This is a genomic window from Actinomadura rupiterrae (genome assembly GCF_024172125.1).
Classification (GTDB): Bacteria; Actinomycetota; Actinomycetes; order Streptosporangiales; family Streptosporangiaceae; genus Spirillospora; species Spirillospora rupiterrae.
Genome location: NZ_JAMZEA010000009.1, coordinates 424,341 through 450,741, shown reverse-complemented (window position 1 = coordinate 450,741; position 26,401 = coordinate 424,341). Strand labels below are relative to the sequence as shown.

Genomic DNA, 26,401 nt, shown 5'->3' with positions numbered 1-26,401 from the left:
AGTCGCCCGGCTGGGTCACCGCGAACGCGCCCGTGGTCAGCGCGGTCTCCAGGGCCTCGGCGGGCGGACGGCCCGCGAGCCGGTCGGCCAGGTACCCGGCGGCGAACGCGTCGCCCGCGCCGACCGGGTCGACGGCGGTCACGCGGCGGGCCGGACGGCTGGTCTCGACGCCTCCGAACCGTCCGGTGCAGCCCTGGCCGCCGCGCTTGAGCAGCAGTTCAGGGACGTCCGGAACCGACGACAGGACGTGCGTCTCGTCCTCGCCCGCGAACAGGATGTCGGCCCGCGACGCCAGATCGGACAGGACCGGCCGCGCGACGTCGGGCGTCCACAGCCGAGCGCGGTAGTTGACATCGAACGAGACCAGGGCCCCCGCGCTGGACGCCGTCTCGACAGCGGAGAACACCGCGTCCCGCGCCGAGGCCGAGAGCGCGGGCGTGATCCCGGAGACATGCAGGACGGACGCGGCGCGCAGCAGATCCTCGGGCAGGTCGTCCGGGCTCAGGCGCGATCCGGCGCTGCCCGCGCGGTAGTAGCGGACGCCGACCGTGCCCGGCAGGCGGCGCAGCTTCACCATGAGGCCGGTCGGCGCGCCGGGATCGGTGCGGAGCGCGCCGATATCGACGCCCTCACCGCGCAGGACGGTCCGGGCGAGCGTCCCGAACTCGTCGTCGCCGACGCGGCCCGCGAACGCGACGTCCGCGCCCAGCCGGGCCGCGCCGACGGCGACGTTCGACTCGGCCCCGGCCACCGTCAGCCGGAACCCGGAGCCGACGCGCGGCGGTCCGGGTTCCTCTGCGCCGACGACGGCCAGGACCTCGCCGAGGGTGACGAGCAGGCTCACAGGCCGGGCCCCTGGTAGAAGCCGATGTTCGGCGGGCCGGACGGGATCGCCGTGCCGCAGTAGTCACGCCCGCCGTTTCCGGCGATCACCGCGCCCGCGTCCAGCGCGGGGGAGCCGGTGCGGAGCTTGTAGGCGGCGGCGGTCACGGTACCGGGCGACACGAACAGCGGCGCGGACGTGATGGTGCCGGTCGCCCACGCCGGATTGGCGCTCACCCCCGCCAGGACGTTGTGGTCGAGCTTCCAGTTGGTGTCGTCCAGCTTCCAGCCGGCGGTTCCGGACAGGTCCTTGCGGACGATGTTGTTGGTGAACGCGACGTCCAGCGTGGCCGCGGTCGACTCGGTGACGACGGTCTGGTTCACGCCGTTCCCGATGTAGATCGTGTTGTTGTAGATCTTCCCGCCGGTCAGCGCGCCGTCGCAGACCTGGAAGCCGCGCGCCGAGTCGTTGATCGAGACGTTGTAGCGGATCGTGAAGTTCTTGGTCGGCTTGTCGTAGGGGCAGAGCAGGAAGAAGCCGCCCTGGTTGCCGTGCGACAGGTTGTACTGGAACACGATGCCGTCGGTGGAGTGGTCCACGTCGTAGCCCATGCCGTCGCTGGTGGTCGTCCCGCCGGACGCGTCGTTGAACTGGAACGTGACGTTGCGGCTGTTGGCCGTCCACATGCCCGCGTTCGGGCTGCCGGACCGCTTGTTGAAGCCGGTCAGCGTGTTGTGCTCGACCAGCGCGCCGTCGTAGCCCTTGACCACGATCCCGTCGCCGCCGATGTCGGAGAGGGTGTTGCCGCGCACGGTGAACCCGTTGCCGGGGAACCAGGCGGCGCTGCACAGGGTGTTCCAGAAGGACGCGAGTTCGGGGCGGCGGCACCAGTTCGTCCAGGTGTAGATGCCCTGCCGGTCGACCGAGGCGATGGTGTTGTCCAGGACGGAGAGGCCGGTGAAGGCGGTCGGTGTGGTCGTCCCCTGCGCCTCGATGACGACGCCGCCGGTCGCGTTGGCGTACTTGCCCGTCCCGGCCCCCGCTCCGGTCGTGGACGGCATCTTCCCTCGCACGTCATGCACGTAGAGCCGCTGCACCGTGATGCCGGGAACCGTGCCCGCGTCGGAGGCGTAGACGTACAGGCCGCGCCGGACGGCCGTGTTGTCGCCAGGCGCGGTCAGCTCCAGGTCTTGCAGCGTCACGTAGGGGAACGCGTCCAGCAGAACGGCGTTCGTCGCGCCGTTCGCATCGATCTTCGGACGTGCAGTGCCGTCCCCGTAAGCCCCGATCACGACCGGCGCGGACGCCGAACCCGACCCGGTGGGCGCGAACTGCCCCTGGCAGGTGACGCCCCGCCGGAACAGCATCGAGTCGCCCGGCTTCAACGACACGGCGTTAGCGGAGGCCAGCGAAGTGAAGGGCGCGGACGAACTGCCGTCGCCCGTTCCGGTGGCCGAGCAGTCCACGTGGTAGGACGTCCCGGCGGCGTGCGCGGGCGCGGCGAGCACGGCCACACCGCCCGCGCCCAGCAGCGCGGCGGCCAGTGAGGTGGAGATCCGACGCATGACGACTCCCTTTCATGTGGGGGGAAGGAGACGAGAACGCAGAGGTCAGAGGGCGGCCCAGAGGCGGGCGCGGTCGCGCAGGCCGTCGAGATCGCCGGTGGTCAGGGCGTCGCCGACCAGCGGCGAGCCGACGCCCACGGCGACCGCCCCGGCCGCCAGGTACGCGGGCGCCTGGTCGAGCCCGATCCCGCCGACCGGTACGTACCGCAGCTCCGGGAACGGCTGCCGGAGCGCGGCGACGTACTCCGGCCCGACGCTCGACGCCGGGAAGATCTTGATGAAGGGCGCCCCGGCGCGGTGCGCGTCCCAGACCTCGGTCGGGGTCAGCGCGCCCGCGTACACCGGCACCCCGTGGTCGTTGCCGTAGGCGATGACCTCGGGCACCATGGCGGGTGTGACCAGGAAGGACGCTCCGGCGGACACCGCGTCGGCAGCAGCGTCGCGGGTCAGCACGGTTCCCGCGCCGACACGGCCGCCGAGCGCCTCGATCGCGGCGAGCGCGCCGGGCGTGGTGAGCGGCAGTTCCAGCGGCAGCCCGGCGTCCAGCAGGACGCGCGCGGCGGGGATCAGGTACCGGTCGTCCCGCCCGCGCAGGATCGCGATCGCCCGCCCGGTCATGCCGGGACCTCCGTCGCGGACGAAGCGACCGGCAGGCCCTCGGCGGCGAAGTGGCAGGCGACGTGGCGTCCCGGCGCGACCTCCCGCAGCACCGGCGTCTCGGTGGCGCAGATCGTCCGGTCCGGGTGGACGGACGGTCCGACCGGGCAGCGGCCGTGGAAGCGGCATCCCGGCGGCGGAGCGAGCGGCGACGGGACGTCCCCGGTGAGGACGATCCGCTCCCGCCGGCGTTCCAGCGGCGGGTCCGGCTCCGGCACCGCCGACAGCAGCGCGGCCGTGTACGGGTGAAGCGGCGTGCCGGTCAGCGCGTCGGCCGGGCCCAGCTCGACGACCTGGCCGAGGTACATGACCGCGATGCGGTGCGAGATCCGCCGGACCGCCGCCAGGTCGTGCGCGATGAACAGGTACGCCAGGCCGAGCCGCCGCTGGAGGTCGCCGAGCAGCGCGACGATCTGCGCCTGGAGCGAGACGTCCAGCGCGGAGATCGCCTCGTCGCAGACGATCAGCTTCGGCTCGACCGCGAGGGCCCGCGCGATCGCGACGCGCTGCCGCTGCCCGCCGGAGAACTCGTGCGGGTAGCGGTCCGCCATCGACGCGTCCAGGCCGACGAGCTCCAGCAGCTCGGCGACGCGCGCGTCCCGGTCGCCGGAGAAGCCGTGCACCTCCAGCGGCTCGCGGAGCAGCGCGCCGATCGTCATGCGCGGGTCGAGCGAGCTGTAGGGGTCCTGGAAGACCATCTGCACGTCGCCGCGGATCCGCCGCTCGGTGCGCGGGCCGAGCGCGACGCCGTTCACCGTGACGCTGCCGCCGGTCGGGCGGTGGATGCCGAGGACGGCCTTCCCGAGCGTCGACTTGCCGCAGCCCGACTCGCCGACCAGCCCGAGCGTCTCGCCGGGCGCGACCGACAGGCTCACGCCGTCCAGCGCCCGCACGACCGGGGCCTTCCGCCCGAACGCGCGCCGCGAGGTGAACGCCATCGCGACGTCCCGGGTCTCCAGGACCGCGCCGTCCCCGGCGGGCGGCAGATCGCGCGGGCCGTCCAGCCGGGGGACGGCGGCGAGCAGCGCGCGCGTGTACTCGTGCTCGGGCTCGGCGAACAGCCGGTCCACCGGGCCCGACTCGACGATCCTCCCGTGCCGCATGACCAGCGCCCGCGAGCACAGCCGCGCGACCACGCCGAGGTTGTGCGTGATCAGCAGCACGGCCGTGCCGATGTCGCGGTTCAGCTCGGCGAGCAGGTCGATGATCTGCGCCTGGACGGTCACGTCGAGCGCGGTGGTCGGCTCGTCCGCGATGATCAGGTCCGGCCGGTTCGCCAGCGCCATCGCGATCATCACGCGCTGCCGCATCCCGCCGGAGAACGCGTGCGGGTAGTCGGCGAGGCGCGCCTCCGGGTCGGGGATGCCGACGCGGGTCATCACCTCGACCGCGCGGTCCCGGGCGGCCTTCGCGGGCAGGCCGCGGATGCCCTCGGTGATCTGGTCGCGGATCCGCATGACCGGGTTCAGCGAGGACATCGGGTCCTGGAACACCATCCCGATCCGCGCGCCGCGCACGTCCCGCAGCTCGCGCTCGGAGAGCTTCAGCAGGTCGCGGCCCTGGAACAGCACCTCGCCGGACGCGACCCGGCCGGGCGCGCGGACCATGTTCAGCACCGACATCGCGGTCACCGACTTGCCCGACCCGGATTCGCCGACCAGCGCGGCGGTCTCCCCGGCGGCGACGGCGAACCCCACGCCGTCCACGGCCGTGTGGCCGGGGAAGCGGGTGACCAGGTCCTTCACTTCGAGCATCTACAGCACCTCCGGGAGGCGGACGGTGAGTCCCCCGTCGACGGGCAGGACGGCACCGGTGACATAGGACGCCTCGGACGAGGCGAGGAAGCAGGCGGCGCGGGCGACCTCCTCGGGACGGCCCGGGCGGCCCAGCGGGTACGCCCGGACGCGTTCGGCGAGCGCCGCGTCGTCGCCCCACACGTGCGCGTTGCGCTCGACGGCGACGAAGCCGGGGGAGACGGCGTTGACCCGCACCCCGAGCGGCCCCCACTCCAGCGCGGCCGACCGGGTGAACGCGACGAGCCCCGCCTTGGCCGCCGAGTACGCGGCGAACCCCGGCGCGGCGAACCCGGCGTGCACGGACGCGACGTTCACGATCGCCTCCGCCGCACTCGCCGCGCCCGCCGCGGCCGTTGCGCCTGCCGCGCCTGCCGCGACGACGGCCCGCGACAGCCGGACGGCCGCGTGCAGCGACACCTCGAACGTCCGCGCCCAGCCGTCGTCGGTTCCTTCGCTGATCGGGGCACGTTCTTCGGTGAACGCGCAGTTCACGAGGACGGCAGGCGGCGAAGGGCAAGCCGCGAGAACGCGCTCGGGCGCGTCCGCGTCAGTCAGGTCGATCTGCAAGGTGCTGCCCGGCAGGACGTCCACGCCGACGACGAGATGGTCACGAGCGGCCAGTTCGGCGGCGATAGCGGCGCCGATGCCTCGTGCGGCACCGGTGACGACGGCTACGCGGGCGCTCATCGGACGACCTCCAGGAGCGCGCCGTCCAAGGGCCCGGCCTGGTCGCCGAGCGGGCGCGACGCGCTGGTGACCAGCAGCCGGTCGCCGACGAACGCGCAGCTCGTCGGGTGCGAGACCGGCAGCTCGACGCGGTCGGCGAGCACGCCGTCCGGGGTGTAGGCGACGAGCGCGCCGCCGTTCCACAGCGCGACCCAGACCAGGCCGTCCTCGTCCACGGCGATCCCGTCCGGGAGGCCCGGCCCGGGCACCTCGGCGAGCGTGCGGCGGTTGGCGAGGACGCCGTCCTCGACGTCATGGACGTCGACGCGTCCGGTGGGCGTGTCCACGTGGTAGAGCCGCGTGCCGTCCGGGCTGAAGCGGATGCCGTTGGACACGGTCAGGCCGTCCAGCACGGGGACGGGCGCGGAGCCGGGGTCGATCCGGTAGAGGCGGGCCGCGCGGAGCGAGCCCATCGTGCCGATCCAGATCCGGCCCGCGCCGTCCACGACGCCGTCGTTGCAGCGTTCCTCGCCCGGACGGGCGGGGAGGGTCGCGATCTTCCGGCCGTCCAGCAGCAGGTCGAACCCGCGCGCGAGCAGCGGCCCGCCGGACGTCGGCCAGACGAACGAGACCGGCGGACCGACGTCGGTGGTCTCGGTGTGCCCGGTACCGAGGTCGGTGCGGTGCACCCGGCCGCCCCGGACGTCCACCCAGAGCAGCCGCTCGCCGTCCCAGACCGGGCCCTCGCCGACCAGCGCCCGCACGTCTCCGATGGCTTCGATCATCGCTTCAGCAGCCCCTTCCCGAGCCCGTCGGCGACCAGGTTGAACGCGACGACCAGCAGCGTCACCGCGACCATCGGCCCGACCGCGTACGCGGGGTTCTGGTGCAGGAAGTTCACGCTGGACCGCAGCAGCGAGCCCAGCGACGGCGCGGGCGCGCGGACGCCGATCCCGACGAAGCTCATCGCGCCCTCCACGAACACCGCGAGCGACAGCGACAGCGCGCCCTGCACGACCAGGCCGTCCACCCCGTTCGGGAGGATGTGCCGCAGCAGCAGCCGGACGGGCCCGACGCCGACGGTGCGGGCGGCGACGACGTAGTCCAGGTCCCGCTGGGTCAGCACCGCGTCCCGCGCGATCCGGCCGAACAGCGGCACGTTCACCCCGGCGACCGTGACCAGCACCGCGGGCAGCCCGGGCCCGATGACCGCCGCGACGGTCACGCCGAGGATCAGCGCGGTGAACGCGAGCATCACGTCGAACGCGCGCTGGAGCACGACGTCCACCCAGCGGTGCACGCCGCACAGCACGCCAAGCGCGGTGCCGAGCACCGCCCCGATCGGGACGGCGACGACGGTGACCAGCACGTCCACCCGGATCCCGTACAGCACCCGCGCCCACAGGTCGCGGCCGTACTCGTCGGTGCCGAGCAGGTGCCCGCCGCCCGGGCCAAGCAGCGCGTGCGCGCTCTGCGCCTCCGGATCGTGCCCGGTCAGCAGCGGCGCGGCGAGCCCGGCGAGGTACATCAGCCCGACGACGGCCAGCCCGATCCGCGCGGACGGCGTGCCGAACCCGCGCCGCCACTGCCCGCGTCTCGGCGCGGCGGCCGGAGCCTCCATCACTGCTGTCATCGGCCCTCCAGCCGGCGGCGCGGGTCCAGGGCGGCCTGGACGAGGTCGGTCAGGGTCTGCAGGACCACGAACACCGCGACGGCGAGCAGCAGCAGGTCCTGGGTGAGCAGGTAGTCGCGGCCGAGGACGCCCTGGAGCAGCAGCTGCCCGACACCGGGCCAGGCGAAGATCGCCTCGACCACGATCGCGCCGCCGAGCAGCTGCCCGACCTGGATGCCGAGCACGGTCACGACCGGCGGCAGCGCGTTCGGCAGCACGTGCCGGACGAGGATCCGGCGCGGCGCGATGCCCTTGGCGACGGCGGTCCGGACGTAGTCCTCGTCCCGGACGCGCCGGATCGACGCGGCCAGGAACCGGGCCAGGACGGCCGCGACGGGCAGCGCGAGGCACAGCGCGGGCATGATCAGGTACTGCCAGCCGATGCCCGGATCCGACAGGATCGGCACGCGTCCTCCGGCGGGCAGCAGCCGGACGGTCACCGCGAACAGCAGCACCAGCAGCACGCCGGTGACGTACGGCGGGACCGCGCCCGCGAGGCTGGTGAACCCGTTCGCCAGCGCCCGGACCTGCCGGTTCCTCGGGACGGCCGCGCCGATCCCGGCGGCGCCGCCGATCAGCACGGCGAGCACCAGCGCGCCGAGCGTCAGCTCCAGCGTCGCGCCGAGGCCGTGCCCGATCAGCTTCCCGATCGGCGCGCCGAGGATGTAGGAGTGGCCGAGGTCGCCGGTGAGCAGGCCCTTCAGCCAGTGCGCGTACTGCGCGGGCAGCGAGTCCGAGAGGCCGAGCTGGGCGCGTACCTTGGCGACCGTCTCCGGCGGGGCGTCCGGTCCGGCGAGTACCACGGCGGGGTCGCCGGGCGCGAGCCGCAGCACCGCGAACACCAGCACCGAGGCGACCGCGAGCACCAGCACCCCGGACGGGACGCGGCGCAGACTGTAACGGATCATGATCAGGCCAGGTCCGCGCCGTCGAGGTTCAGGTAGTCGAACATCGTGTACGCCAGGCCCTTCACCTTGGTGGAGATGGTGAAGGTGTGCGCGCTGGCGACCAGGTCGCTGACGAACTGCTGGTCGAGCAGGAAGTCGTTGACCTTGCCGTAGACGGGCGCGCCGGGCTTCTGCCACAGCTCGTCCGCGAGCGACCTGTACGTCCCGTCTGTGAACTTCGAGGCGTTCTTCTCAGCGTTGAACGGGAACGCGCCCTTGACCAGCGTCGCCGGGCTGAGCTGCCCGAACCCGTGCCCGTTCACGAACAGGCCGCCGATGCCGCCGCCGGTGAGCTTCGCCTGGAAGTCGGGCGCCTGGAGCGGGACGGCCGAGACGTTGAGCCCGGCCTCCTTGAGGTTGAACTGGACGATCTCGGCGATCTTCGCGTTGGTGCCGAGGCCCGCGTTGTAGAACAGGTCGATCTTCGCGCCGGACGCGCCCGCCTGGGCGAGCAGCTCCTTGGCCTTGGCCGTGTTGTAGGAGTACGTCCCGGCCTTGGCCGCGTCGTAGGCGGGCGAGCTGGGCGCCCACGGCAGGGACGACGCCTTGCCGATACCGCCGAGCACCTGCGACAGGATGCGGTTCCGGTCGACCGCGTAGGCGACGGCCTGCCGGACGCGCTTGTCGTCCAGCGGTTTCACGGTCACGTTCGAGCCGACGTAGAACACCGAGTCGTTGGCGTCCGAGACGACGACCTGGAAGCCGCTGTCGCCCTTGAGCCCGGCGGCGTCGAGCGGGGCGAGGTCGAGCGCGAGGTGCGCCTGCCCGGAGCGCAGCGCCGCGACCATCGAGGTCGACTGGCTGATGACCTTGATCTCGACGCCGTCCAGCTTGACCGGCTTGAAGTACTTCGGGTTCTTGCTGAGCGTCACGCCCGTGCCGGGGGTATAGGAGTCGACCTTGAACGGGCCGGTTCCGATGATCTTCGTCCCGGCGGCCAGCTCCCTGATCGTCTCCCGGTCCGGGATGATCATGATCTCGAACAGGTCGAAGGCGTTGCCGACCGGGTGCGCGAAGGTGATCGTCACCTCGTGGTCGCCGTTCTTCTCCGCCTTCGCGACGGCCTGCGCGACGTGCTTGAGCTGCGAGGCGACCTCGGGCCTCTTCAGGTTCTCCAGCGCGAAGAGCACGTCGTCGGCGGTGAACGGGCGGCCCGTGTGGAAGGTGACGTCGCTGCGCAGCTTCAACGTCACCGCGTTGCCCTTGACCTGCCACGACTCCGCCAGACCCGGCTGCGGTCGAAGGGTGCGGTGGTCGTACTCGGTGAGCGTGTTGAAGACCGTCCGGTTGATCGAGAAGTTCGGGTTGTTCTGGCCGAAGAGCGTGGCCGGGGCGATGTCGGCGCCCTGCACGATCGTCAGCACCTTCTTGCCGCCCGTCCCGGTCGACGCCTTGTCGACGGCGGACGAGCAGCCGGGGAGCGCGAGCGCGGCGGCGCCCAGGCCGAGGGCGCCCAGGAAGCCGCGGCGGGGGATGTGCGTGGTCATGGCGTGCTCCAGAGAAGGTTCACCTGCGGGTGTGCGGGGGAGAGGTCCAGGCCGATGCCGGGACCGGGGGACAGGGTGAGGCGGCCGTCCGCGACGCGTTCGGCGCCGCCGACGACGTCCGGCCGCCAGTCGGCCTCGCCGAACATGAACTCCAGGACGCCGGGCGCGACGCCGGTGAGGTGCGCTCCGACGGCCGTGGCGACCGGGCCGCTCGGGTTGTGGAACGACACGTCCGCGCCGATCTCGGTGGTGGCGGCGGCCAGGTCGAGCGCGGCCCGGACGCCTCCGGCGTGCTTCACGTCCGGCATGACGACGTCGAGCAGCCCTCGTGCGCGCGCGACCTGCGCGGTGTCGGTGGCGAACTCGCCACCCGCCAGGCGCAGCCCGCGGCGCTCGCGGAGCTGGCGCAGCCCGGACGTGTCGTCGATGCCGGTCGCGTCCTCCAGCCAGGTGAGGCCGAGGTCTTCGAGACCGCCGAGGACGGGCTCCAGCTCGTCCAGCGGCAGCCGCTCGTGGCAGTCGATCATCAGCTCGACGTCCGGGCCGACCGCCGCGCGCACCGCCCGCGCCCGGTCCAGGCCGAGCAGCGGCAGCGGACGGTCGCCCGGCACGTCGAACGGCGCGAACTTCACCCGGCGGAAGCCCGCCCGGACGGCCGCGAGCGCGCAGTCGGCGACGTCCTGCGGGGCGCGCCCGCCGGGCATCCGGTTGATGTTGGCGTAGAGCCGCACCGGGCCGGGGTCGGCGCCGCCGAGCCACTTCCACAGCGGTTCGCCGCGCCGCCGCGCTTCGAGGTCGCAGTGCGCCTGGTCGAGCGCGCCGCGGACGGTCGTCACCAGGAACGGGTCGGCCGGATCGCCAGGGCGGTCCAGGTGCGCGGCCACGGCCTCGGGCGTCCCGGCGTCGGAGCACTCGCCCCAGCCGGACGCGCCGTCCGGGTCGGTGAGCCGGACGACCAGCCAGTCCGTGCGGGCCGACACCGCGACCCGGTACAAGGAGAGCGTCGCGCCGGTCACGCCTCGGCCCCCAGCGGGTCGGCGAGCACGCCGGCGAGGACGGGCGCGGCGGCCGACACGACCAGCGCGTCCGGACCCAGCTCGGTCGCGCCGATCCGGTCGGCGAGGCCGTCGCGGCCGCGGCTGGCGCGCCGGGCGGCCTCGGCGTACAGCTCGTCCAGGTGCTCGGGCGCCTTGACGACACCGCCGGTGAGGACGACCCGTCCCGGGTTGACCAGGTCCATCAGGAGGGCGACGGCCCGTCCTACCGCCTTCGCGCGCCCGCCGACCAGCGCGGCGGCCTGCTCGTCGCCCTGCCGGGCGAGCGCGATCAGGTGGTCGAGATCGCTCGCCTCCAGCCCGGCGCGGCGGGCGTCGGCCAGCAGCGCGGCGTCGGTGGCCACGGCGGAGAGGCAGCCCGTCCGGCCGCACCCGCACGCGGGACCGCCCTCGCTCACGGGCAGGTGGTCGATGCCGCCGGCCGCCGATCCCGGCCCGCGGTGGATGGACCGGCCGAGGACGAGCGCCGCGTCCACGACCTGCCCGATGAAGACGATCACCAGGTCGTCGGTCTCCCGGCCCGCGCCGAACCACAGCTCGGCCTCGGCCGTCGCCCGGACGTGCTGCTCCATCCGCAGCGGGCCGGGCACCCGCGCGCCGAGCAGGTCGGCGAGCGGCACACCGGTCCAGCCCAGCGCGGCGTGCTCGACGACCGTCCCGCCGTCCACCCAGCCGCCGATGCTGACACCGGTGCCGAGCATCCGGCGGCCGCCGCGGTGCTCGCGCAGGAACGCCGCGACACCTTCGGCCGCCTGCTCGACGATCGCGTTCGGGGAGGTGTCCTCGTGCCGGAGCGCCTGCTCGGCGAGGACCGTCCCGTCCAGCGCGACCAGGCCGAGCGTGGTGCGCTCCAGCCCGATGTGCACGCCGAGCGCGGCCCCCCGGTCGCGGTCGATCCGGATCGCGACCCGGGGCCGGCCGAGCGCCGTGGTGTGCCGGGGCTCGGCCTCCGCCAGGTGCCCGGACGCGATGAGGCTCGCGGTGAGCTTGGTGACCGCCGGGGCCGACAGGCCCGTCCGGCGGACGATGTCGGCCCGCGACACGCCGTCCCCGGACAGCACGGCGCGCAGCACCGCCGACGCGTTCGCGCGCCGCATGCCCTCCGCCCTGCTCCCGCTGGTCACCAGCCCGGACCGGCCTTCTGGCTTCACCGGCACCCCTCCCGCTCGACTTAGTTTCAGAAACTTAATTAGTCGTCGCAGGCAGGGGCAAGAGTGATCCGCATCACGAAGCGATAACGGGGAGGACCGCCGCTGCCGCCGCCGCGCCGGGCGGTCGACGCGGCGACGCTATCACACTAAATCGGTAGGGATAGTTCCCCGGCCCGGGGGCAGGCCGGTTCAGCGGCGGGCGGGCTCCTCGGCCGTGGCGGCGGACGGCTCGTCCGCGGCAGGGGTCTCGGGGGTTTCGGGTGTTCTGCCGACGTTGGGGAGGGAGCGGTCGGCGAGCGTGGTGACCAGGAACAGGACGGCGGTCGCGACTAGCAGCCAGGCCATGTGGTGGAGGCCGGCGGTCGTCGCGCCGTGCGGGAAGACGGCGGCGTTCGCGGCGGACGCGGCGAGCGCGCCCAGGTACATGAAGGTGCGCAGCAGTCCGGCGGACGATCCCATGCGCTCTGGGTCGGCCTGCGCGTAGAGGGCGTTCTGGTTGGCAAGGCCGGTCAGCCCCTGCGGGACGCCGATGATGGCAGCGACGGCGATCAGCGTCCACAGCGGGCTGGACGTGTGGAGCAGGAGCAGCGCCGAGACCCCGGCCACCTGGACGAACGAGCCGACCAGCAGCTTGCCGCGCACCTCCGCGTGGCGTCCGGTGAGGGCGGTGACCGCGATCGCCGCCCCGGACAGGGGGAGTAGCAGCAGTCCCGCCGATGACGCTGACAGGCCGCGTCCCTCCTCAAGCCACTGCGTGTACCCGTAGAGGAACGCGTACGAGGTCGTGTACGCGAGGAACTGCCGCAGGTAGGTCGCGAGCAGCGGACCGTTCCCGCGCAGGACGCGCAGGTCGACGAACGGATCGGCGGTGCGCAGCTCGCGCAGCGTGAACGCGGCTCCCGCCACGAGCGCGACCACGACCAGGTACCAGCCGCTGACGCGCGGGCGCATGAGGAAGAGCATGAACGCGGTCAGCATCACCGAGAACAGCGCGATCCCGAACGCGTCCACGCGGTGGTGTGCGGACTCCTCGCCGCGCGGGCGGCGGGGCAGCCAGAGCGCGCCGAGGACGAGGCAGGCGAGCGAGAGCGGGACGTTGATCGTGAAGATCAGCTTCCAGCCGCCGAGGCCGATCAGCAGCCCGCCGAGCGTCGGCCCGACGACCGCGATGACCTGCGCGGACGCCGACAGCGCCGCGAGTACCCCGGCGGGGCTCGACCGGCCCGTCCGGTCGGACTCGGAGCGGAGCAGGGCCATGGACGCCGGGAACGCCGCCGACGTCCCGAACCCGAGCAGCACCCGCGAGGCGATCAGCACACCCAGGGTCGGCGCGACCGCGCCGAGCAGGCCCGCGATGCCGACCAGGGCCGTCCCGATCAGGTAGAGCGGGCGCGGGCCGAAGGCGTCCACGAGGCGCCCGATCACCGGCTGGCCGATCGCGGTGGCCAGGTAGAGGCCGGTGACCAGCCACGCCGTCTGCGCGGGCGGGACGTCGAAGGCCCGGCCGATCGGGATCAGCGCCACCGCCAGCATGGACGAGTTGATCGGGTTCAGCACCGAGCCGAGGATCATCGGGGCGATCAGCCGGCGGTCGAACCCGCCGCCGTCGCGGCCGGCCATGCGACCACCTCCCTGATTAGACAGCTCAGACTGTACACTTTCATATGAACAGTTTGAACTGTCTATTTGTTCCGGTGGGCGGGTCCGCTGGTCAGCGGCGGTTTCCTCACCGAATTCTCAGATTCGGATCATCGACCGGCAAGATCGCACCGCCAGCCTGCCCCGCATGGATCTGTCGCTGAAGCGCCGGACCCTGCTGGTCAACGGCACGCTCGTGGTGCTGCTGGCGGGCGGGGCCGGGGTCGCCTACCTCTCCCTCGCCGACGACGGCGCGGGCGCGCAGCAGACCCGGGAGCGCCTCGCCCGGGTCACCCGCGGGACGGTCGAGGCGACCGTGTCCGCGTCCGGCTCGGTCGCCAGCGCGCAGCAGAAGGCGCTGAACTTCGGGACGTCCGGCACCGTCACCCGCGTGTACGCCAAGGCCGGGCGCAAGGTCGAGAAGGGGCAGGCGCTCGCGCGGCTCGACCAGACGTCCGAGCTGGAGACGCTCCAGGCCGCCAAGCTCACGCTGGACGCCTCCGCCGGAACGCTCGACAAGGCGTCGTCCGACACCACGAGCGCCAAGTACGCGCAGGCGTACGCGGCGTGGGTGCAGGCCAAGCAGAACTACCGCGCCGCCCAGGACCGGCTGGACGCCACCGTCCTCAAAGCCCCCTTCAGCGGGACGGTCACGGAGGTCAACGGCGGCATCGGCGACACGGTGACCGGCGGCTCGTCGTCCTCGTCCTCCGGCGGCTCGGGCGGTTCGGGAGGCTCGGGCGGTTCGGGAGGCTCTGGTGGTTCGGGAGGCAGCGGTGGTTCTGGTGGTTCCGGGGGGAGCGGTGGTTCCGGCGGGACGGGCGGGTCGTCTGGAACGCCGTCGTCGTCCTCGACCGGGTTCATCACGCTCGTGAACACCGATCGCCTGGAGGTCGTCGCCGACTTCACCGAGGCCGACTCTGCCAAGCTGAAGGTCGGCCAGGACGCGACGGTCAGCTTCGACGCGCTCTCCGGGACGACCGCGTCCGGGGAGCTGACGCAGATCGCGACCACCCCGACGACCAGCAACAACGTGGTGACGTTCGCGGTCACCGCGGACCTGGACAGCGTCCCGTCCGGGGTCCGGATCGGGCAGACCTCCACCGTCTCTGTCACCACCGGGCGCGCCGAGAACGCCCTGTACGTCCCGAGCGCGGCGGTCCGGACGGTCGGCGGCGTCAGCACGGTCACCGTGGTCGAGAACGGCAGGCGGGTGCTCCGGACGGTCACGACCGGCCTGCGCGGCGGCGAGGGGACGGTGATCACCTCCGGACTGAACGAGGGTGACCAGGTGGTCGTCGTGTCCACGGCCACCTCGTCCACCACCGGCAGGCAGGGCTTCCCCAGCGGCGGGTTCGGCGGGGGAGCGCCCGGCGGCGGCCTCGGCGGCGGTGGCGGGTTCGGCGGAGGACGCCGGTGACCGCCACCGACCGGACCTTCCCTGGCGGGGAACCCCGGATCGCCGGCGCGCCGGATGCGCCTGCGCCCGTCCTCGACCTGCGGGACGTCACGAAGGTGTACGGCGGGGAGAACGCGGCGACCGCCGTGCACGCCCTGCGCGGCGTCACCCTCACCGTCGAGCGCGGCGACTACGTCGCGGTGATGGGCGCGTCCGGCTCCGGCAAGTCCACGCTGATGAACATCATCGGCTGCCTGGACGTGCCGTCCGGCGGCCGCTACCGGCTGGACGGCCGGGACGTCGGCGGCCTGGACGAGCGGCGGCTGGCGATCCTGCGCAACCGCCGGATCGGGTTCGTGTTCCAGTCGTTCAACCTGATCCCGCGGATGACCGCGCTCGCGAACGTCGAGCTGCCGCTCGCCTACGGCGGCGTCCGGCGGGACGAGCGCCGCCGCCGCGCGCTCGCCGCGCTCGCCGAGGTCGGCCTCGCCGACCGGGTGAAGCACGAGCCGAACGCGCTGTCCGGCGGGCAGCAGCAGCGCGTCGCGGTCGCGCGGGCGCTGGTCACCGCGCCGACCCTGCTGCTGGCGGACGAGCCGACCGGCGCCCTCGACAGCGGCTCCACCGCCGACGTGCTCGCCATCTTCGACCGGCTGAGCCGGACCGGCCGGACGCTCGTGGTGATCACGCACGAGGAGGAGGTCGCCGCGCACGCCAAGCGGATCGTCCGGCTGGTGGACGGCCGGGTCGTCGCCGACCTGCGGCGGGCCCCGGTCGGCGCGCCGCCGCCGCGGCCGGGCCGGCACCGGGAGGGGCTGCGGTGATCCTCGAAGTCCTGCGGTTCGCGCTGCGCGGCATCGGCGCGAACAAGCTGCGCACCGGCCTCACCACGCTCGGCATCCTGATCGGCGTCGCCGCCGTGATCACGCTGGTCGCGGTCGGGAACGGCTCGTCCAAGGCGATCCGGGACAGCATCCAGCGGCTCGGCGCGAACACCCTGACCGTCACCAAGTCCACCACCGGACGCGCCGGCCGCTTCGGCGGCGGTTCCGGCGGCGGGTTCGGTGGCGGGTTCGGTGGCGGAGGGTTCCGGGGCGGCGGCGCCGCGGGCGCGCCCGGCGGGGACGCCGGTCAGGGCGGCGGCGGCCCGCGCGTCCAGGCCCGCGACCTGACCATGGACGACGCGAAGGCGCTGGTCGACAGGGTCAACGCGCCCTCGGTGAAGAGCGCGTCTCCGGTCGCCAACGCCCAGCAGTCCACGGTCTCCTTCGGCGGTTCGAGCACGACCGTCGGCCAGTTCGTCGGCACGACCCCGACCTACCTGGAGGCCGCCGACCGGCGGATCCAGAGCGGCGCGGCGTTCTCCGACGGCGACGTGGCCGCGGGCGAGCGCGTCGCCGTCATCGGCAGCAGCGTCGCCCGCGACCTGTTCGCCGGGGTGAACCCGCTCGGCCAGAGGTTCACCGTCTCCGGCACCGCCTTCACCGTGGTCGGGGTGCTGAAGGAGAGCGGGTCCGGATCGTCCGGGTTCCAGGACGCCGACAGCGTGGTGATCGCGCCGATCACGGCCGTCCGCGGCACGCTCGCGCCGTACGGCGGGCTGTCGCAGATCGTGGTCGAGGCGCGCGACGCGTCCAGGGTGGACAGCGCCCAGGCCGAGGTCACCGACCTGCTCGACCAGCGGCACGGCATCACCGGGACGGCCGCCGCCGACTTCCAGGTGACCAGCCAGGCGGGCATCCAGTCCGCGGTGGCCGACTCCAACCGCACCTTCACCGTGCTGCTCGGCGCGGTCGCGGCGATCAGCCTGCTCGTCGGCGGCATCGGGATCACCAACATCATGCTCGTCACCGTCACCGAGCGGACCCGCGAGATCGGCGTCCGCAAGGCGCTCGGCGCGCCGCGCGGCGCGATCCTCGGCCAGTTCGTCGCCGAGGCGACCGTGCTGAGCCTGCTCGGCGGGGTGCTCGGCGTCGTCGCGGGCGTGGTCGCGAGCCGGTTCACCATCGCCGGTGTGAAGCCGGTGCTGGTGCCGTCGTCGATCGTGCTCGCGCTGGGGGTCTCGGTCGCCGTCGGGCTGCTGTTCGGCAGCCTCCCCGCCCACCGCGCGGCCCGCCTGCGCCCGATCGAGGCGCTCCGCCATGACTGACCACGAGGAAAGGCTCACGATGAACGACACCCCCGACCCCGCGCCGGGCCCCACACCGCTCCCGCCGCAGCCGCCCGGCGGCCCGTCGCCGGACGGCTCGCCCGCGCCCCCGGCACCGGACGTGCTGGAGTCGTCCCCCTTCAAGGAGGACCTGGACAAGGAGCTGGCGGACCCCGGCCCCGGCCTGCGGTCGCCGAAGGGCCCGACGCTGTACCTGGTCGCGGCCGTTCTGGTCGTCGCCGGGTTCATCGGCGGGATCTTCACGGACAAGGCGATGGCGGGCGGCGGGTCCAAGCTGTCCGCCGACCGCGGGACGGGCGGCTTCCCCGGACGCGGCTTCGGCGGCGGCTACGGAGGCTCCGGATATGGAGGGTTCCGCAACGGCGGCGGCGGCAGCAGCGGCACCGGCGGAAATGGCTTCGGCGGGGGAGGCGCCACGATCGGGACCGTCACCAAGGTCGTCGGCGACACCGTCTACCTGCGCACGTCCGACGGCAAGACGGTCACCGTGAAGACGACCGGCTCGACCCGGATCCAGGTCACCAGGCAGGGCACGGTCGGCGACCTGAAGTCCGGCACGATGCTCGTCGTCCGCGGGACGGCCGGGAGCGACGGCAGCGTCACCGCGAAGGCCATCAACGAGGGCGGCGGCTTCGGCGGACGGCGCGGCGAAGGCGGCGGCCAACCCGGCGGCCAACCCGGCGGCCAACCCGGCGGAGCCCCGGGCGGCGGAGGCGCGCCGCCGCAAGGAAATTAGGACAGTCAGGCACAAGCTGGGCGTTCATGCGGCGTTCGCCGAACCGCCCGGAGACCGGAGTGTGCCATTACGCCATGCTTTCGAGCGTGATGGGAACGTGACGGCTGCCGGGGACCGCCCGGTCCCCGGCAAGGATCTCTCCCCCCGGAGGTCGTCATGTCAGGTGCTCCCACCGCCGCCACCCGCACGGGCCCGCTCCGCCGCCGCGCCGCCCTCGCGGCCACCGCGCTCGCGGCCGCGGCGGGGCTGGCCGCCACCGCCCTGTCCGGCGGCGCCGCGAAGGCCGCGACGGTGCCGACGCCCGACCACACCCTGGTCGTGGTCTTCGAGAACCACTCCTACTCGCAGGTCGTGGGCAGCTCCAGCGCGCCCTACATCACGTCCCTCGCCAACACTGGCGCGAACCTCACCCAGTCCTACGCCCTGACCCACCCGAGCCAGCCGAACTACTTCGACCTGTTCTCCGGCAGCACGCAGGGGACCACCGACGACACCTGCCCGCCGCCCGGATCGCCCTACTCCACCGCCAACCTCGGCGCCGAGGTGCGGGCGGTCGGCAAGTCCTGGGGCAGCTACAACGAGGGCCTGCCGTCGCAGGGCTCGACGACCTGCTCCAACAGCGCGGGCAAGTACGCGCGCAAGCACAACCCCTGGTTCTCGTTCACCAACGTCCCGACCTCGACCGGCTACACGTTCGCGCAGTTCCCGACCGACTACACGACCCTGCCGACCGTCTCGTTCGTCGTGCCGAACCTCTGCGATGACATGCACGACTGCTCGGTCTCCACGGGCGACTCGTGGCTGAAGAGCAAGATCGGCGGCTACGCGCAGTGGGCCACCACCCACAACAGCGTCCTCATCGTCACCTTCGACGAGGACAACGGATCGGCGGGCAACCGCATCGCCACGATCTTCTACGGCGCGCACGTGAAGCAGGGCGCCTACTCCACGCACTACAACCACTTCAACGTCCTCCGCACGATCGAGGACATGTACGGCACGACGCACGCGGGCGCCGCCGGGACCGCCACCCCGATCACCGAGATCTGGCAGTAGCCCCCTGACCAGGACGAACGGCCGGGACGCGGGTCCCGGCCGTTCGACGCCCCTGTGCAGGTTCCGGAGAAGGCTCAGTCGTGGACGAGCCGGACGAGCATCTTCCCGGTGTTGGCCCCGCGCATCATCGCCAGGAACGCCTCCACCGCGTTGTCGATGCCCTCCACGACGGTCTCCTCGGCGACGAGCGAGCCGTCCTTCAGCCATTCCGCGGCCCGCACGGCGAACTCGGGCGCCAGGGCGAGGTGGTCGGTGACGATCATCCCGCGCAGGCTGAGCCGCTTGCCGACCGCGAGCGGCAGGTTCCGCGGCCCGGGCGGCGGCTCGGTCGCGTTGTAGGCGGAGATCGCCCCGCACAGCGCGATCCTGCCGAAGTCGTTCATCGCGCCGATCGCGGCCTCCAGGTGGTCGCCGCCGACGTTGTCGAAGTAGACGTCCACGCCGTCCGGGGCGGTCCCGGCGAGCCGCGCGGGCAGGTCGCCCTGCCGGTAGTCGAACGCGGCGTCGAAGCCGTAGGTCTCGATGACGCGCCGGACCTTCTCCGGCCCGCCCGCCGAGCCGACGACGCGGGCCGCGCCGAGCTGCCGCGCGATCTGCCCGGCCACCGAGCCGACCGCGCCCGCCGCGCCGGACACGAACACCGTGTCGCCGACCTTCACGGGCGCGATCTCGGTGAGCCCGACGTAGGCGGTGAGTCCGGTCGAGCCGAGCACGCCGAGGTAGGCCTCGGCCGGCGCGAGCGCGGTGTCGACCGCCCGCACGGCCTCGGCCGGGAGCAGCGCGTACTCGCGCCAGCCGAGGAAGTGCGTGACGGTCGTGCCGACCGGGACGTCCGCCGCGCCGGACGCGACGACGGTCCCGACCGCCGAGCCGGTCATCGGCTCGTCCAGCTGGAACGGCGGGACGTAGGACGGGACGTCGTTCATCCGCCCGCGCATGTACGGGTCGACCGAGACGAAGTCGTTCCGGACGACGACCTGCCCCTCCTCGGGGTCGGGCACGGTCACGGTCGCGAGCGCGAAGTCGGACGGCTGCGGCTCGCCCGTCGGACGGGCGGCGAGCCGCCATTCGCGGCTGGTGTAGGGCATGGCGGGTCTCTTTCGGTTGCGTTCGGGTCCCTCAGCGGAGCCCTTGGTAAGCGCCCGGTCAGGGCGTCAGGCGAGCATCTTCAGCAGCTCGGCGGCGAGCGGGCCGGACGAGGCCGGGTTCTGCCCGGTGACGAGGTTGCGGTCGGTCTCGATGTGCGGGGCCCAGGGCTCGCCCTCCTGGAAGTCCACCCCGGCCTCGACGAGGCGGCTCTGGAGGAGCCACTTCGCCTTGGCGGCGAACCCCGCCAGCGTCTCCTCCGCGTCGGTGAACGCGGTGACGCGGTACCCGGCGAACGCGTTGGTGCCGTCCGCCTTGGTCGCGGCGAGCATCGCGGCGGGCGCGTGGCAGACGATGCCGAGCGGCTTGCCGGCGTCGAGCGCGCGCGTGACCAGGCGGCCGGAGTCGGCGTTGACGGCGAGATCCTCCATCGGGCCGTGCCCGCCGGGGTAGAACACCGCGTCGTACTCGTCGAGGTCGGCGTCCTCCAGCTTGACGGGCCGGTGGAACGCCTCGGCCTTCAGGGCGGCGGCGATCCGGTCGGCGCCCTCCTGGCCGCCGTTGGCGTCGGCCGTCAGGCTGCCGGCGTCCGCGACCGGGACGACCCCGCCGGGCGTCGCCACGGTGACCGCGTGCCCGGCGCCGGTGAACGCCTCGTAGGGCGTGACGGCCTCCTCGGCCCAGAACCCGGTCGGGTGCCGGGTGCCGTCCGCGAGCGTCCAGTGGTCGGCCCCGGTCATCACGAACAAGATCTTCGCCATCGCGGCGTCTCCTCAAACGGTGGAGTCGGGAAACCCGGCGCCCCGTACGGCGGGACGCCGGTTCGTTCACCAGACCGACAGTAGTCGCGGCTGTGCGGCCCTACCAATCGAGGAGCGTATGTTGGCCATAGGATGACCGATGGGTCAGCAGCTCCGCGCGACGCGCAGCAGGTGCTCCCGGACGAGCCCCGCGTGCGGCAGCGGGAACGCGCCGCTGCGCTGCACGAGGAACGCGGTGTTGATCGGCGGGTCCTCCGGGTCCAGCAGGGGGAGCAGCGAGCCGTCCGCCAGCTCGGCAAGGCAGAGGTAGCGGGGCAGCACGGTCACGCCGAGGCCCGCCACGGCCGCCGCCTTGATCGCGCGCAGGTCCGGGACGACCAGCGCGGGCTCGGCGGTCAGCCGGGTGTCGAACACGTGCCGCCAGTACCGACGCAGGATCGGCAGGTCGTCGGCGTAGCTGATCAGCGGCGCCCCGGCGAGCGCCGCCGGGCCGTCCCGCTCCAGCAGCTCCCGGTCCAGGCGGGCGGCCCACTCCGGCGACCCGACCAGCACGAACGTCTCGTCCGCGAGCGGCTCGGAGACCAGGGCCCGGCCGCGCGGCCGGATCGTGGACACCACCAGGTCGAAGCGGCCCGCGCGCAGCCCGGCGAGCAGGTCCTCCGCCAGGCCCGCGGTGATCCGCAGCCGGACGCCCCGGTCCAGCAGCGGGCCGAGCGTCGGCACGACCGCGCCCGCCAGGAACTCGGCGGGCCCGGCCAGCAGCACCGGCGGCTCGGGGGCCGGCTCGTCCGCCGCGCCGCCCCCGGCGACCGCCTCCAGCGCGTCCATCGGACCGGCGAGCCGCGCGGCCAGGTCGTCGGCCGCCGGGGTCGGCGTGACCCCGCGCGGCAGCCGCTCGAACAGCTGCCGCCCGGTCCGCTCCTCCAGCGCGCGCAGCTGCGTCGTCACGGTCGGCTGGGACAGCCCGACCAGCCGCGCGGCGGCGGTCAGCGACCCCGCGCGGTAGACGGCGAGGAAGGTGCGGAGCTGGGCCAGGTCCAGCGGCCCATTGGGGTTCCTATGGGTCACTCCGTCGAGTCTATTCGCCCCGATCGGGGGTGAAGGTCACCGGGACGGACGACAGCCCGCGCAGCATGCCGGGGCGGCGCGGCAGGTCGGCCACCGGCACCGCCAGCTCCAGGTCCGGGAACCGGCGCAGCAGCGCCTCCAGCGCCGTGACGGTCTCCAGCCGGGCCAGCGCGGCGCCGAGGCAGTGGTGGATGCCGTGCCCGAACCCGATCTGCGGGTTGTTCTCGCGCAGGACGTCCAGCACGTCCGCGTCGGGGTAGCGGGCCGGGTCACGGTTCGCGGCGCCGATCGCGACGACGACCATCTCGCCGCGCGGGATGGTCGTGCCGCCGAGCGGGACGTCCTCCAGCGTGAACCGGGCGACGCCGCGCGCGACCGGGCCGTCGTAGCGCAGCAGCTCGTCCACCGCGCGCGGGATCAGCTCCGGGTCCGCGCGCAGCGCGGCCAGCTGCTCGGGGTGGGTGAGCAGCGCGACGACCGCGTTGGCGAGGAAGCACAGCGTGGTCTCGTGCCCGGACAGGAACAGCATGATCGCCAGGCCCACCAGCTCGTCGTCGGAGACGTGCTCGTTGGCGTGCGCGGTGACCAGCGCGCTCAGCAGGTCGTCGCCGGGCGCGGCGCGCTTGAGCGCGATCTGCTCGCCGAAGAACTCGGTCATCTCGGCGCGGGCGGCGTCGGCACGTTCCAATGTCGCGCCGTCAGCGGGCGGCATCGCCAGCCCGACCGACCAGTACCGGAACTTCTCCCGCGCGAACGGCACGCCGAGCAGCTCGCAGATCACCGCGATCGGCAGCGGCAGCGCCAAGCCCTCCACCAGGTCGCCGCGGCCCTCGGCGGCGAACGCGTCGAGCAGCTCGTCCACGATCTCCCGGACCCGCGGCGCCAGCTCGGCGACCCGGCGCGCGGTGAACGCCTTGGCGACGATGCCGCGCATCCGGGAGTGGTCCGGCGGGTCGGTGGCGAGCAGGCTCTCCATCAGCACGTTGCGGCGGCGCTCCGGCGGCAGCCCGGCGGTGATCCGCGGCGCGGCCTCCAGGTCGGCCGAGAAGCGCGGGTCGTTCAGCGCCGCGACGCACTCGTCGTAGCCGGTGATCACCCACACCTCCACCTCGCCGCGCAGCCGCGCCCGGTGCACGGGCGACTCGGCGCGCATCTCGGCGAGCAGCGGGTACGGGTCGAGCCACTGCGCGAAGTCCCGGGGGAGGTCGAACCGCCTGCCCGCGGTCCCGGCCTGCTCGCTGGTGGTCTCGGCCTGCTCGCTGGTGGTCTCGGCGGTCATCGCGCGTCCTCCTGAAGGGGCCGGACCGGACGGACGTACTCGGTCAGGGACGTCCCGCGGCGCACGCGGAACCGCGCGCAGGGGCCGGGCTCCCCGGGGTCGATCTGGACGGTGCGCTCCTCGGTCCAGCCCTCGAACCGGAACTCGCCGGACCCGATGTGGACGAGCGCGAACAGCGGTTCCCCGTCGCCGCCGCACAGCACGGGCCGCCCGTCCGCGACGCGCACCGAGCCGGGCACGTCCGGACGCGGCGTGCCGTCGTCCTCCTCCGACCAGTCCGGGAACGCGGCGGGCATGTCGAACGCGCAGGTCAGCGCGTCGAGGTCGGCCTGGCCGAGCGGCTTGGGCGGCTGCGCGTACAGCACGTCCCGCCAGGGCAGCCGGTCGCGGAAGTCCTCCGGGAACAGCGCCAGCAGCTCCGGGGTGAGCCCGACGTCGATCACCAGGTGGACGCGCGCCTCGTCCCCGTCGTTGCGGACGTAGTGGAGGCGGTCGAAGTCGCCGAACCAGAGCCGTCCGGCGTCCCAGTGCCGCTCCTCGCCGCCGATCACCACGACCGCGCCGGGGTTGGTGATGACCGGGACGTGCAGCCGCATCGCGCCCCACGGGTAGCCGCACTTGCCGTCGCGGTGCTCGTGGCAGCGCGCGCCCGCGCCGAGCGCCATCAGCCGGACGGCCCGCAGCGGCGCCGGGATGCCCGCCAGCACCTCGGCGATGTACGGGGTGTGCGCCAGGTACGGGGTGTCGGCGTGCGGAAGCAGGCCCGCGCCTCCGGGGTCGGTGCGCCCGGGGTCGCCGCCGGGGGAGCGCAGCGACAGGATGCGCCAGTCGATCGTCGCCTCGCTCGCCAGGCCGTCCTGGCCGTAGGCGCGCTGCGCCCGCCAGGTGAACTCGCGCAGCGCGAGCGCCTCGGTGGCGAGCCGGTCCGCGTCGTACGCGCGGTCCAGCGGGACGGCCGTCGGGATACCGGCGTCCGCGTCCGGCAGCACGGCGGTCACGGCGCGGCCTTCCGGAGCATGTGTCATGGCACGGCCTTCCGGGGCGTGCGGCATGGCGCGGCCTTTCGGAGCCAGCGTCATGGCGCGGCCTTCCGGACCACGACGGCGCCCGGGTCGTCCGGGAGCGGGGTCGCCTGCGCGAGCCCGTCGCCCTCCGCAGGGTGCAGGCCCGCGGCGGCCAGGTCCTTCAGGACGGGCTCGGGCCGGTGCATGTTGTGCAGCCGCTCGACCGACTCGGTGGCGATCAGCTCGCCGCGCAGGTACGTCCGGTAGGTCTGGCGCAGCTTCGACAGGTCCGGGCCGAGCCGCTCCGCCGAGGCCGACAGGATGTAGCGGCAGTCGCCGAGGTCCTGCTCGTCCATCACGCGCTCGGCCTGGTCCGGCGAGGGCATCCGCAGCACCATGTCCATCGCGCACAGCCCGCCGGGCTTCAGGTGCGCGGCGATCGCGGCGAACAGCTCCGGCCGGTCGCCCGGCGGCACGTGCTCCAGCACGCCGCCGAGGTACACATAGTCGAAGGTGCGGCCGAGCGCGAACGCCGGCGCCGCGCCGTCCAGCACGGTCACCTTGGGACGCAGGTCCGGACGCTGCGCCAGCTTCGAGATCAGGACGGCCCGCATCGTGGGGGAGCGTTCGAGGCAGGTCAGGGAGCGCGCCCGGGCGGCGACGGCGACGGCGAGGCGGCCGGTGCCGGGCCCGATCTCCAGCGCGTCCGCGTCCGGCGGCGTCAGATCGGCGAAGAACGACACCGACGGCAGCGCGTTCTCGTTCGCCCGGAACAGGTCGTAGTAGCCGGGCGTGATGGCGTACGGGTCGCCGTAGGCGGTCGAGTCGGTTCCGGTCGGCACGTTTCTCCCTGCAACTGCGTGGCCTGCGCGTATCGTGGAGGACGGGAAGAGGCGGGCGGGAGGGGCGGTCCGCGGCCGCCGGTACGACGGCGGCCGCGAACCAGAACCTCACGCGGTGCTCATCAGTGCCAGTACTTCATGGGGTCCTCCCTCCTCTCGCTCCCTGATGGGTGACGGGTCGTCCGTCCCTGCTCAGCCCAGCGCGACAGGCATGCGGGCGGGGCTGCGCAGGGTCAGGGCGACCCGGTACTCGGGCGCGCCGAGGGCGCGCAGTGACGCGGACCGCTCCGCGAGGACGGCCAGCACGACGCGCGCCTGCACGGCGGCGAACGATGCGCCGAGGCAGGAGTGCGCGCCCCGGCCGAAGCCCAGGTGCGGGTTCGGGTGGCGGTCGAGTCTGAGGTCGTGCGGCCGCTCGAAGCGGGCGGGGTCGCGGTTCGCCGCGGCCAGGAAGAGCGTCACGTCCTGGCCGGGCTCGATGCGACGCCCGCCCAGCTCGGCCGGCTCGACGCACACGCGGCCGAGCGCCTGCACGGGCGAGCAGTACCGCACCAGCTCCTCCACCGCGCGCGGCGACGGGTCGGCGGCGAACGCGGCGAACCCGCCGGGCGTCTCCAGCAGCGCGGCCACCGCGAGGGACAGCAGCTTGCTCGCCGAGGTGTACCCGGCGTGCAGCAGCACCCGGAGGGTGTTGGCCGCGACCGCCCGGTCCAGCTCGTCCGCGCGCACCGCGTCCGCGATGACCCGGACGATGCCGTCCGGCGGCGGGTCGGCGAGCCAGCCTCCGGTCAGCGCCGACAGCTCGGCCCGCGCCGCCATCGCGGCCTCGGCCCGCTCCGGCCAGACCCCGGCGTCCATCCCGGCCGCGACGGTCTCGGCGGCGGGCACGAACGACTCCGGATCCGGCTCGGGGACCCGCAGGTACCGGCAGATCGTGGACACGGCGAGCGGCTCGCAGAAGTCGGTGACGATGTCGAAGGACGGCCGTCCGGCCAGCCCGTCGAGCATCGCGCGGGCCCGTCCGGCGACCATCGGCGCGACCTCGGCCCGGTCCAGCTCGCGCAGCGCGTCCACCAAGGGACGGCGCGCGGCGGTGTGCCCGGGCGGGTCGAGCGTCTGGATGCTCACCGCCTGCGGAGGCATGTCCACTCCGGCGCGGCGCGGGTCGGACGCGAAGCGCGCGCCGTCGCGGAGCACCGCGACGCAGTCGGCATGCCTTGTCAGGAGCCAGGTGCCGAGCCCCTCGTGCCAGGCGACCGGGTCGCCCGAGCGGAGCTCGTCGAAGACGGTGTGCGGGTTCCGGAGCGCGGCGGGTTCGGCGAGCCTGCGGACCGGATCGGTCGGCGGGGGGACGGGGGGAGCGGTCTCACGCGCGTCCCGGAGGTTCTCCCCGGTGCGTGCGTGAATCACATCGTTGTCCACGCGGCTCCCTGTAAAGGAGGACAGTGGGCTTAAGTGATCACTGTTGGCAACCTAACTCCGACTCCGGTGGTTGTCCATTGTCAGGAGTCGCCGAAGAGGACCCCCGGACACGCGCCGTCCA

At 73.7% G+C, this 26,401-nt stretch carries 24 protein-coding genes; 5 read left to right on the top strand and 19 right to left on the bottom strand.

From position 1 onward, the window contains the following. The 12 genes from FHU30_RS32095 to FHU30_RS32040 all read right to left on the bottom strand — a co-directional run. Positions 1-844: sugar kinase (locus FHU30_RS32095; RefSeq protein WP_253880873.1), on the bottom strand; the 844-nt coding region annotated here is incomplete at its 3' end. Continuing rightward, the gene (locus tag FHU30_RS32090; protein WP_253880872.1) at positions 841-2,388 is read right to left on the bottom strand and encodes a right-handed parallel beta-helix repeat-containing protein; all 1,548 of its coding nucleotides are present in this window, start codon (positions 2,386-2,388) and stop codon (positions 841-843) included. The genes FHU30_RS32095 and FHU30_RS32090, both read right to left, overlap by 4 nt. A 45-nt stretch (positions 2,389-2,433) precedes the next feature. Further along, positions 2,434-3,006 (bottom strand): bifunctional 4-hydroxy-2-oxoglutarate aldolase/2-dehydro-3-deoxy-phosphogluconate aldolase, encoded by a 573-nt coding sequence (locus FHU30_RS32085; RefSeq protein WP_253880871.1) that lies wholly within the window; start codon positions 3,004-3,006, stop codon positions 2,434-2,436. Then, positions 3,003-4,799: an ABC transporter ATP-binding protein gene (locus FHU30_RS32080; protein ID WP_253880870.1), complete on the bottom strand. Its 1,797-nt coding sequence runs from the start codon at positions 4,797-4,799 to the stop codon at positions 3,003-3,005. Before FHU30_RS32080 ends, FHU30_RS32085 begins: the two co-directional genes overlap by 4 nt. Continuing rightward, on the bottom strand, positions 4,800-5,528 hold the full coding sequence (locus FHU30_RS32075) for an SDR family oxidoreductase (protein ID WP_253880869.1): 729 nt from the start codon (positions 5,526-5,528) through the stop codon (positions 4,800-4,802). After that, on the bottom strand, positions 5,525-6,292 hold the full coding sequence (locus tag FHU30_RS32070; protein ID WP_253880868.1) for an SMP-30/gluconolactonase/LRE family protein: 768 nt from the start codon (positions 6,290-6,292) through the stop codon (positions 5,525-5,527). The genes FHU30_RS32075 and FHU30_RS32070 overlap by 4 nt, the downstream gene beginning before the upstream one ends. After that, positions 6,289-7,140: an ABC transporter permease gene (locus tag FHU30_RS32065; protein ID WP_253880867.1), complete on the bottom strand. Its 852-nt coding sequence runs from the start codon at positions 7,138-7,140 to the stop codon at positions 6,289-6,291. Before FHU30_RS32065 ends, FHU30_RS32070 begins: the two co-directional genes overlap by 4 nt. Then, positions 7,137-8,087 carry an ABC transporter permease gene (locus FHU30_RS32060; RefSeq protein WP_253880866.1) on the bottom strand — a complete coding sequence of 317 codons (951 nt, stop codon included), beginning with the start codon at positions 8,085-8,087 and terminating at the stop codon, positions 7,137-7,139. Before FHU30_RS32060 ends, FHU30_RS32065 begins: the two co-directional genes overlap by 4 nt. Positions 8,088-8,089: 2 nt before the next feature. After that, the gene (locus FHU30_RS32055) at positions 8,090-9,613 is read right to left on the bottom strand and encodes an ABC transporter substrate-binding protein (RefSeq protein ID WP_253880865.1); all 1,524 of its coding nucleotides are present in this window, start codon (positions 9,611-9,613) and stop codon (positions 8,090-8,092) included. Further along, positions 9,610-10,629 carry a mandelate racemase/muconate lactonizing enzyme family protein gene (locus tag FHU30_RS32050; RefSeq protein ID WP_253880864.1) on the bottom strand — a complete coding sequence of 340 codons (1,020 nt, stop codon included), beginning with the start codon at positions 10,627-10,629 and terminating at the stop codon, positions 9,610-9,612. The genes FHU30_RS32055 and FHU30_RS32050 overlap by 4 nt, the downstream gene beginning before the upstream one ends. Beyond that, on the bottom strand, positions 10,626-11,819 hold the full coding sequence (locus FHU30_RS32045) for an ROK family transcriptional regulator (protein WP_253880863.1): 1,194 nt from the start codon (positions 11,817-11,819) through the stop codon (positions 10,626-10,628). Before FHU30_RS32045 ends, FHU30_RS32050 begins: the two co-directional genes overlap by 4 nt. 189 nt (positions 11,820-12,008) lie before the next feature. After that, positions 12,009-13,439 carry an MFS transporter gene (locus tag FHU30_RS32040; RefSeq protein ID WP_253880862.1) on the bottom strand — a complete coding sequence of 477 codons (1,431 nt, stop codon included), beginning with the start codon at positions 13,437-13,439 and terminating at the stop codon, positions 12,009-12,011. A gap of 166 nt (positions 13,440-13,605) precedes the next feature. Between FHU30_RS32040 and FHU30_RS32035 the strand changes: the two genes are divergently transcribed. From FHU30_RS32035 to FHU30_RS32015, 5 genes are all read left to right on the top strand, one after another. Further along, complete coding sequence (locus FHU30_RS32035; RefSeq protein WP_253880861.1) at positions 13,606-14,877, top strand: efflux RND transporter periplasmic adaptor subunit; 1,272 nt, start codon at positions 13,606-13,608, stop codon at positions 14,875-14,877. Between the two features lie 38 nt (positions 14,878-14,915). Then, positions 14,916-15,680 (top strand): ABC transporter ATP-binding protein, encoded by a 765-nt coding sequence (locus FHU30_RS32030; protein ID WP_253880910.1) that lies wholly within the window; start codon positions 14,916-14,918, stop codon positions 15,678-15,680. Continuing rightward, complete coding sequence (locus FHU30_RS32025) at positions 15,677-17,005, top strand: ABC transporter permease (RefSeq protein WP_253880860.1); 1,329 nt, start codon at positions 15,677-15,679, stop codon at positions 17,003-17,005. Before FHU30_RS32030 ends, FHU30_RS32025 begins: the two co-directional genes overlap by 4 nt. After that, a complete protein-coding gene (locus FHU30_RS32020; RefSeq protein WP_253880859.1) occupies positions 16,998-17,762 on the top strand; it encodes a hypothetical protein in 765 nt (254 codons plus the stop codon). The genes FHU30_RS32025 and FHU30_RS32020 overlap by 8 nt, the downstream gene beginning before the upstream one ends. Before the next feature lie 156 nt (positions 17,763-17,918). Then, a complete protein-coding gene (locus tag FHU30_RS32015) occupies positions 17,919-18,818 on the top strand; it encodes an alkaline phosphatase family protein (RefSeq protein ID WP_253880858.1) in 900 nt (299 codons plus the stop codon). Between the two features lie 74 nt (positions 18,819-18,892). On the opposite strand, the gene FHU30_RS32010 is transcribed toward FHU30_RS32015, so the two are convergent. The 7 genes from FHU30_RS32010 to FHU30_RS47335 form a co-directional block, all read right to left on the bottom strand. Beyond that, complete coding sequence (locus tag FHU30_RS32010; RefSeq protein WP_253880857.1) at positions 18,893-19,906, bottom strand: NADP-dependent oxidoreductase; 1,014 nt, start codon at positions 19,904-19,906, stop codon at positions 18,893-18,895. A gap of 66 nt (positions 19,907-19,972) precedes the next feature. After that, on the bottom strand, positions 19,973-20,665 hold the full coding sequence (locus FHU30_RS32005; protein WP_253880856.1) for a type 1 glutamine amidotransferase domain-containing protein: 693 nt from the start codon (positions 20,663-20,665) through the stop codon (positions 19,973-19,975). Positions 20,666-20,809: 144 nt separating this feature from the next. After that, positions 20,810-21,733, bottom strand: a complete 924-nt coding sequence (locus tag FHU30_RS32000; RefSeq protein ID WP_253880855.1) for a LysR family transcriptional regulator — start codon at positions 21,731-21,733, stop codon at positions 20,810-20,812. A gap of 10 nt (positions 21,734-21,743) precedes the next feature. Further along, entirely contained in the window at positions 21,744-23,012 is a 1,269-nt protein-coding gene (locus FHU30_RS31995; protein WP_253880854.1) for a cytochrome P450 family protein, read from the bottom strand. Beyond that, positions 23,009-24,037 carry an aspartyl/asparaginyl beta-hydroxylase domain-containing protein gene (locus FHU30_RS31990; RefSeq protein WP_253880853.1) on the bottom strand — a complete coding sequence of 343 codons (1,029 nt, stop codon included), beginning with the start codon at positions 24,035-24,037 and terminating at the stop codon, positions 23,009-23,011. Before FHU30_RS31990 ends, FHU30_RS31995 begins: the two co-directional genes overlap by 4 nt. Before the next feature lie 50 nt (positions 24,038-24,087). Beyond that, positions 24,088-24,858, bottom strand: a complete 771-nt coding sequence (locus tag FHU30_RS31985) for a class I SAM-dependent methyltransferase (RefSeq protein ID WP_253880852.1) — start codon at positions 24,856-24,858, stop codon at positions 24,088-24,090. A gap of 192 nt (positions 24,859-25,050) precedes the next feature. Further along, positions 25,051-26,280, bottom strand: a complete 1,230-nt coding sequence (locus FHU30_RS47335) for a cytochrome P450 (RefSeq protein WP_308211436.1) — start codon at positions 26,278-26,280, stop codon at positions 25,051-25,053. Between the last annotated feature and the right edge of the window lie 121 nt (positions 26,281-26,401).

Coding starts and splice junctions, on each gene's coding strand:
- FHU30_RS32010 (WP_253880857.1), bottom strand. CDS start 19,906: ATGCCCTACACCAGCCGCGAATGGCGGCTCGCCGCCCGTCCGACGGGC.
- FHU30_RS32055 (WP_253880865.1), bottom strand. CDS start 9,613: ATGACCACGCACATCCCCCGCCGCGGCTTCCTGGGCGCCCTCGGCCTG.
- FHU30_RS32040 (WP_253880862.1), bottom strand. CDS start 13,439: ATGGCCGGCCGCGACGGCGGCGGGTTCGACCGCCGGCTGATCGCCCCG.
- FHU30_RS32090 (WP_253880872.1), bottom strand. CDS start 2,388: ATGCGTCGGATCTCCACCTCACTGGCCGCCGCGCTGCTGGGCGCGGGC.
- FHU30_RS32080 (WP_253880870.1), bottom strand. CDS start 4,799: ATGCTCGAAGTGAAGGACCTGGTCACCCGCTTCCCCGGCCACACGGCC.
- FHU30_RS32020 (WP_253880859.1), top strand. CDS start 16,998: ATGACTGACCACGAGGAAAGGCTCACGATGAACGACACCCCCGACCCC.
- FHU30_RS32060 (WP_253880866.1), bottom strand. CDS start 8,087: ATGATCCGTTACAGTCTGCGCCGCGTCCCGTCCGGGGTGCTGGTGCTC.
- FHU30_RS32085 (WP_253880871.1), bottom strand. CDS start 3,006: ATGACCGGGCGGGCGATCGCGATCCTGCGCGGGCGGGACGACCGGTAC.
- FHU30_RS32035 (WP_253880861.1), top strand. CDS start 13,606: ATGGATCTGTCGCTGAAGCGCCGGACCCTGCTGGTCAACGGCACGCTC.
- FHU30_RS31995 (WP_253880854.1), bottom strand. CDS start 23,012: ATGACCGCCGAGACCACCAGCGAGCAGGCCGAGACCACCAGCGAGCAG.
- FHU30_RS31990 (WP_253880853.1), bottom strand. CDS start 24,037: ATGACACATGCTCCGGAAGGCCGCGCCGTGACCGCCGTGCTGCCGGAC.
- FHU30_RS32075 (WP_253880869.1), bottom strand. CDS start 5,528: ATGAGCGCCCGCGTAGCCGTCGTCACCGGTGCCGCACGAGGCATCGGC.
- FHU30_RS32065 (WP_253880867.1), bottom strand. CDS start 7,140: ATGACAGCAGTGATGGAGGCTCCGGCCGCCGCGCCGAGACGCGGGCAG.
- FHU30_RS32005 (WP_253880856.1), bottom strand. CDS start 20,665: ATGGCGAAGATCTTGTTCGTGATGACCGGGGCCGACCACTGGACGCTC.
- FHU30_RS32015 (WP_253880858.1), top strand. CDS start 17,919: ATGTCAGGTGCTCCCACCGCCGCCACCCGCACGGGCCCGCTCCGCCGC.
- FHU30_RS32070 (WP_253880868.1), bottom strand. CDS start 6,292: ATGATCGAAGCCATCGGAGACGTGCGGGCGCTGGTCGGCGAGGGCCCG.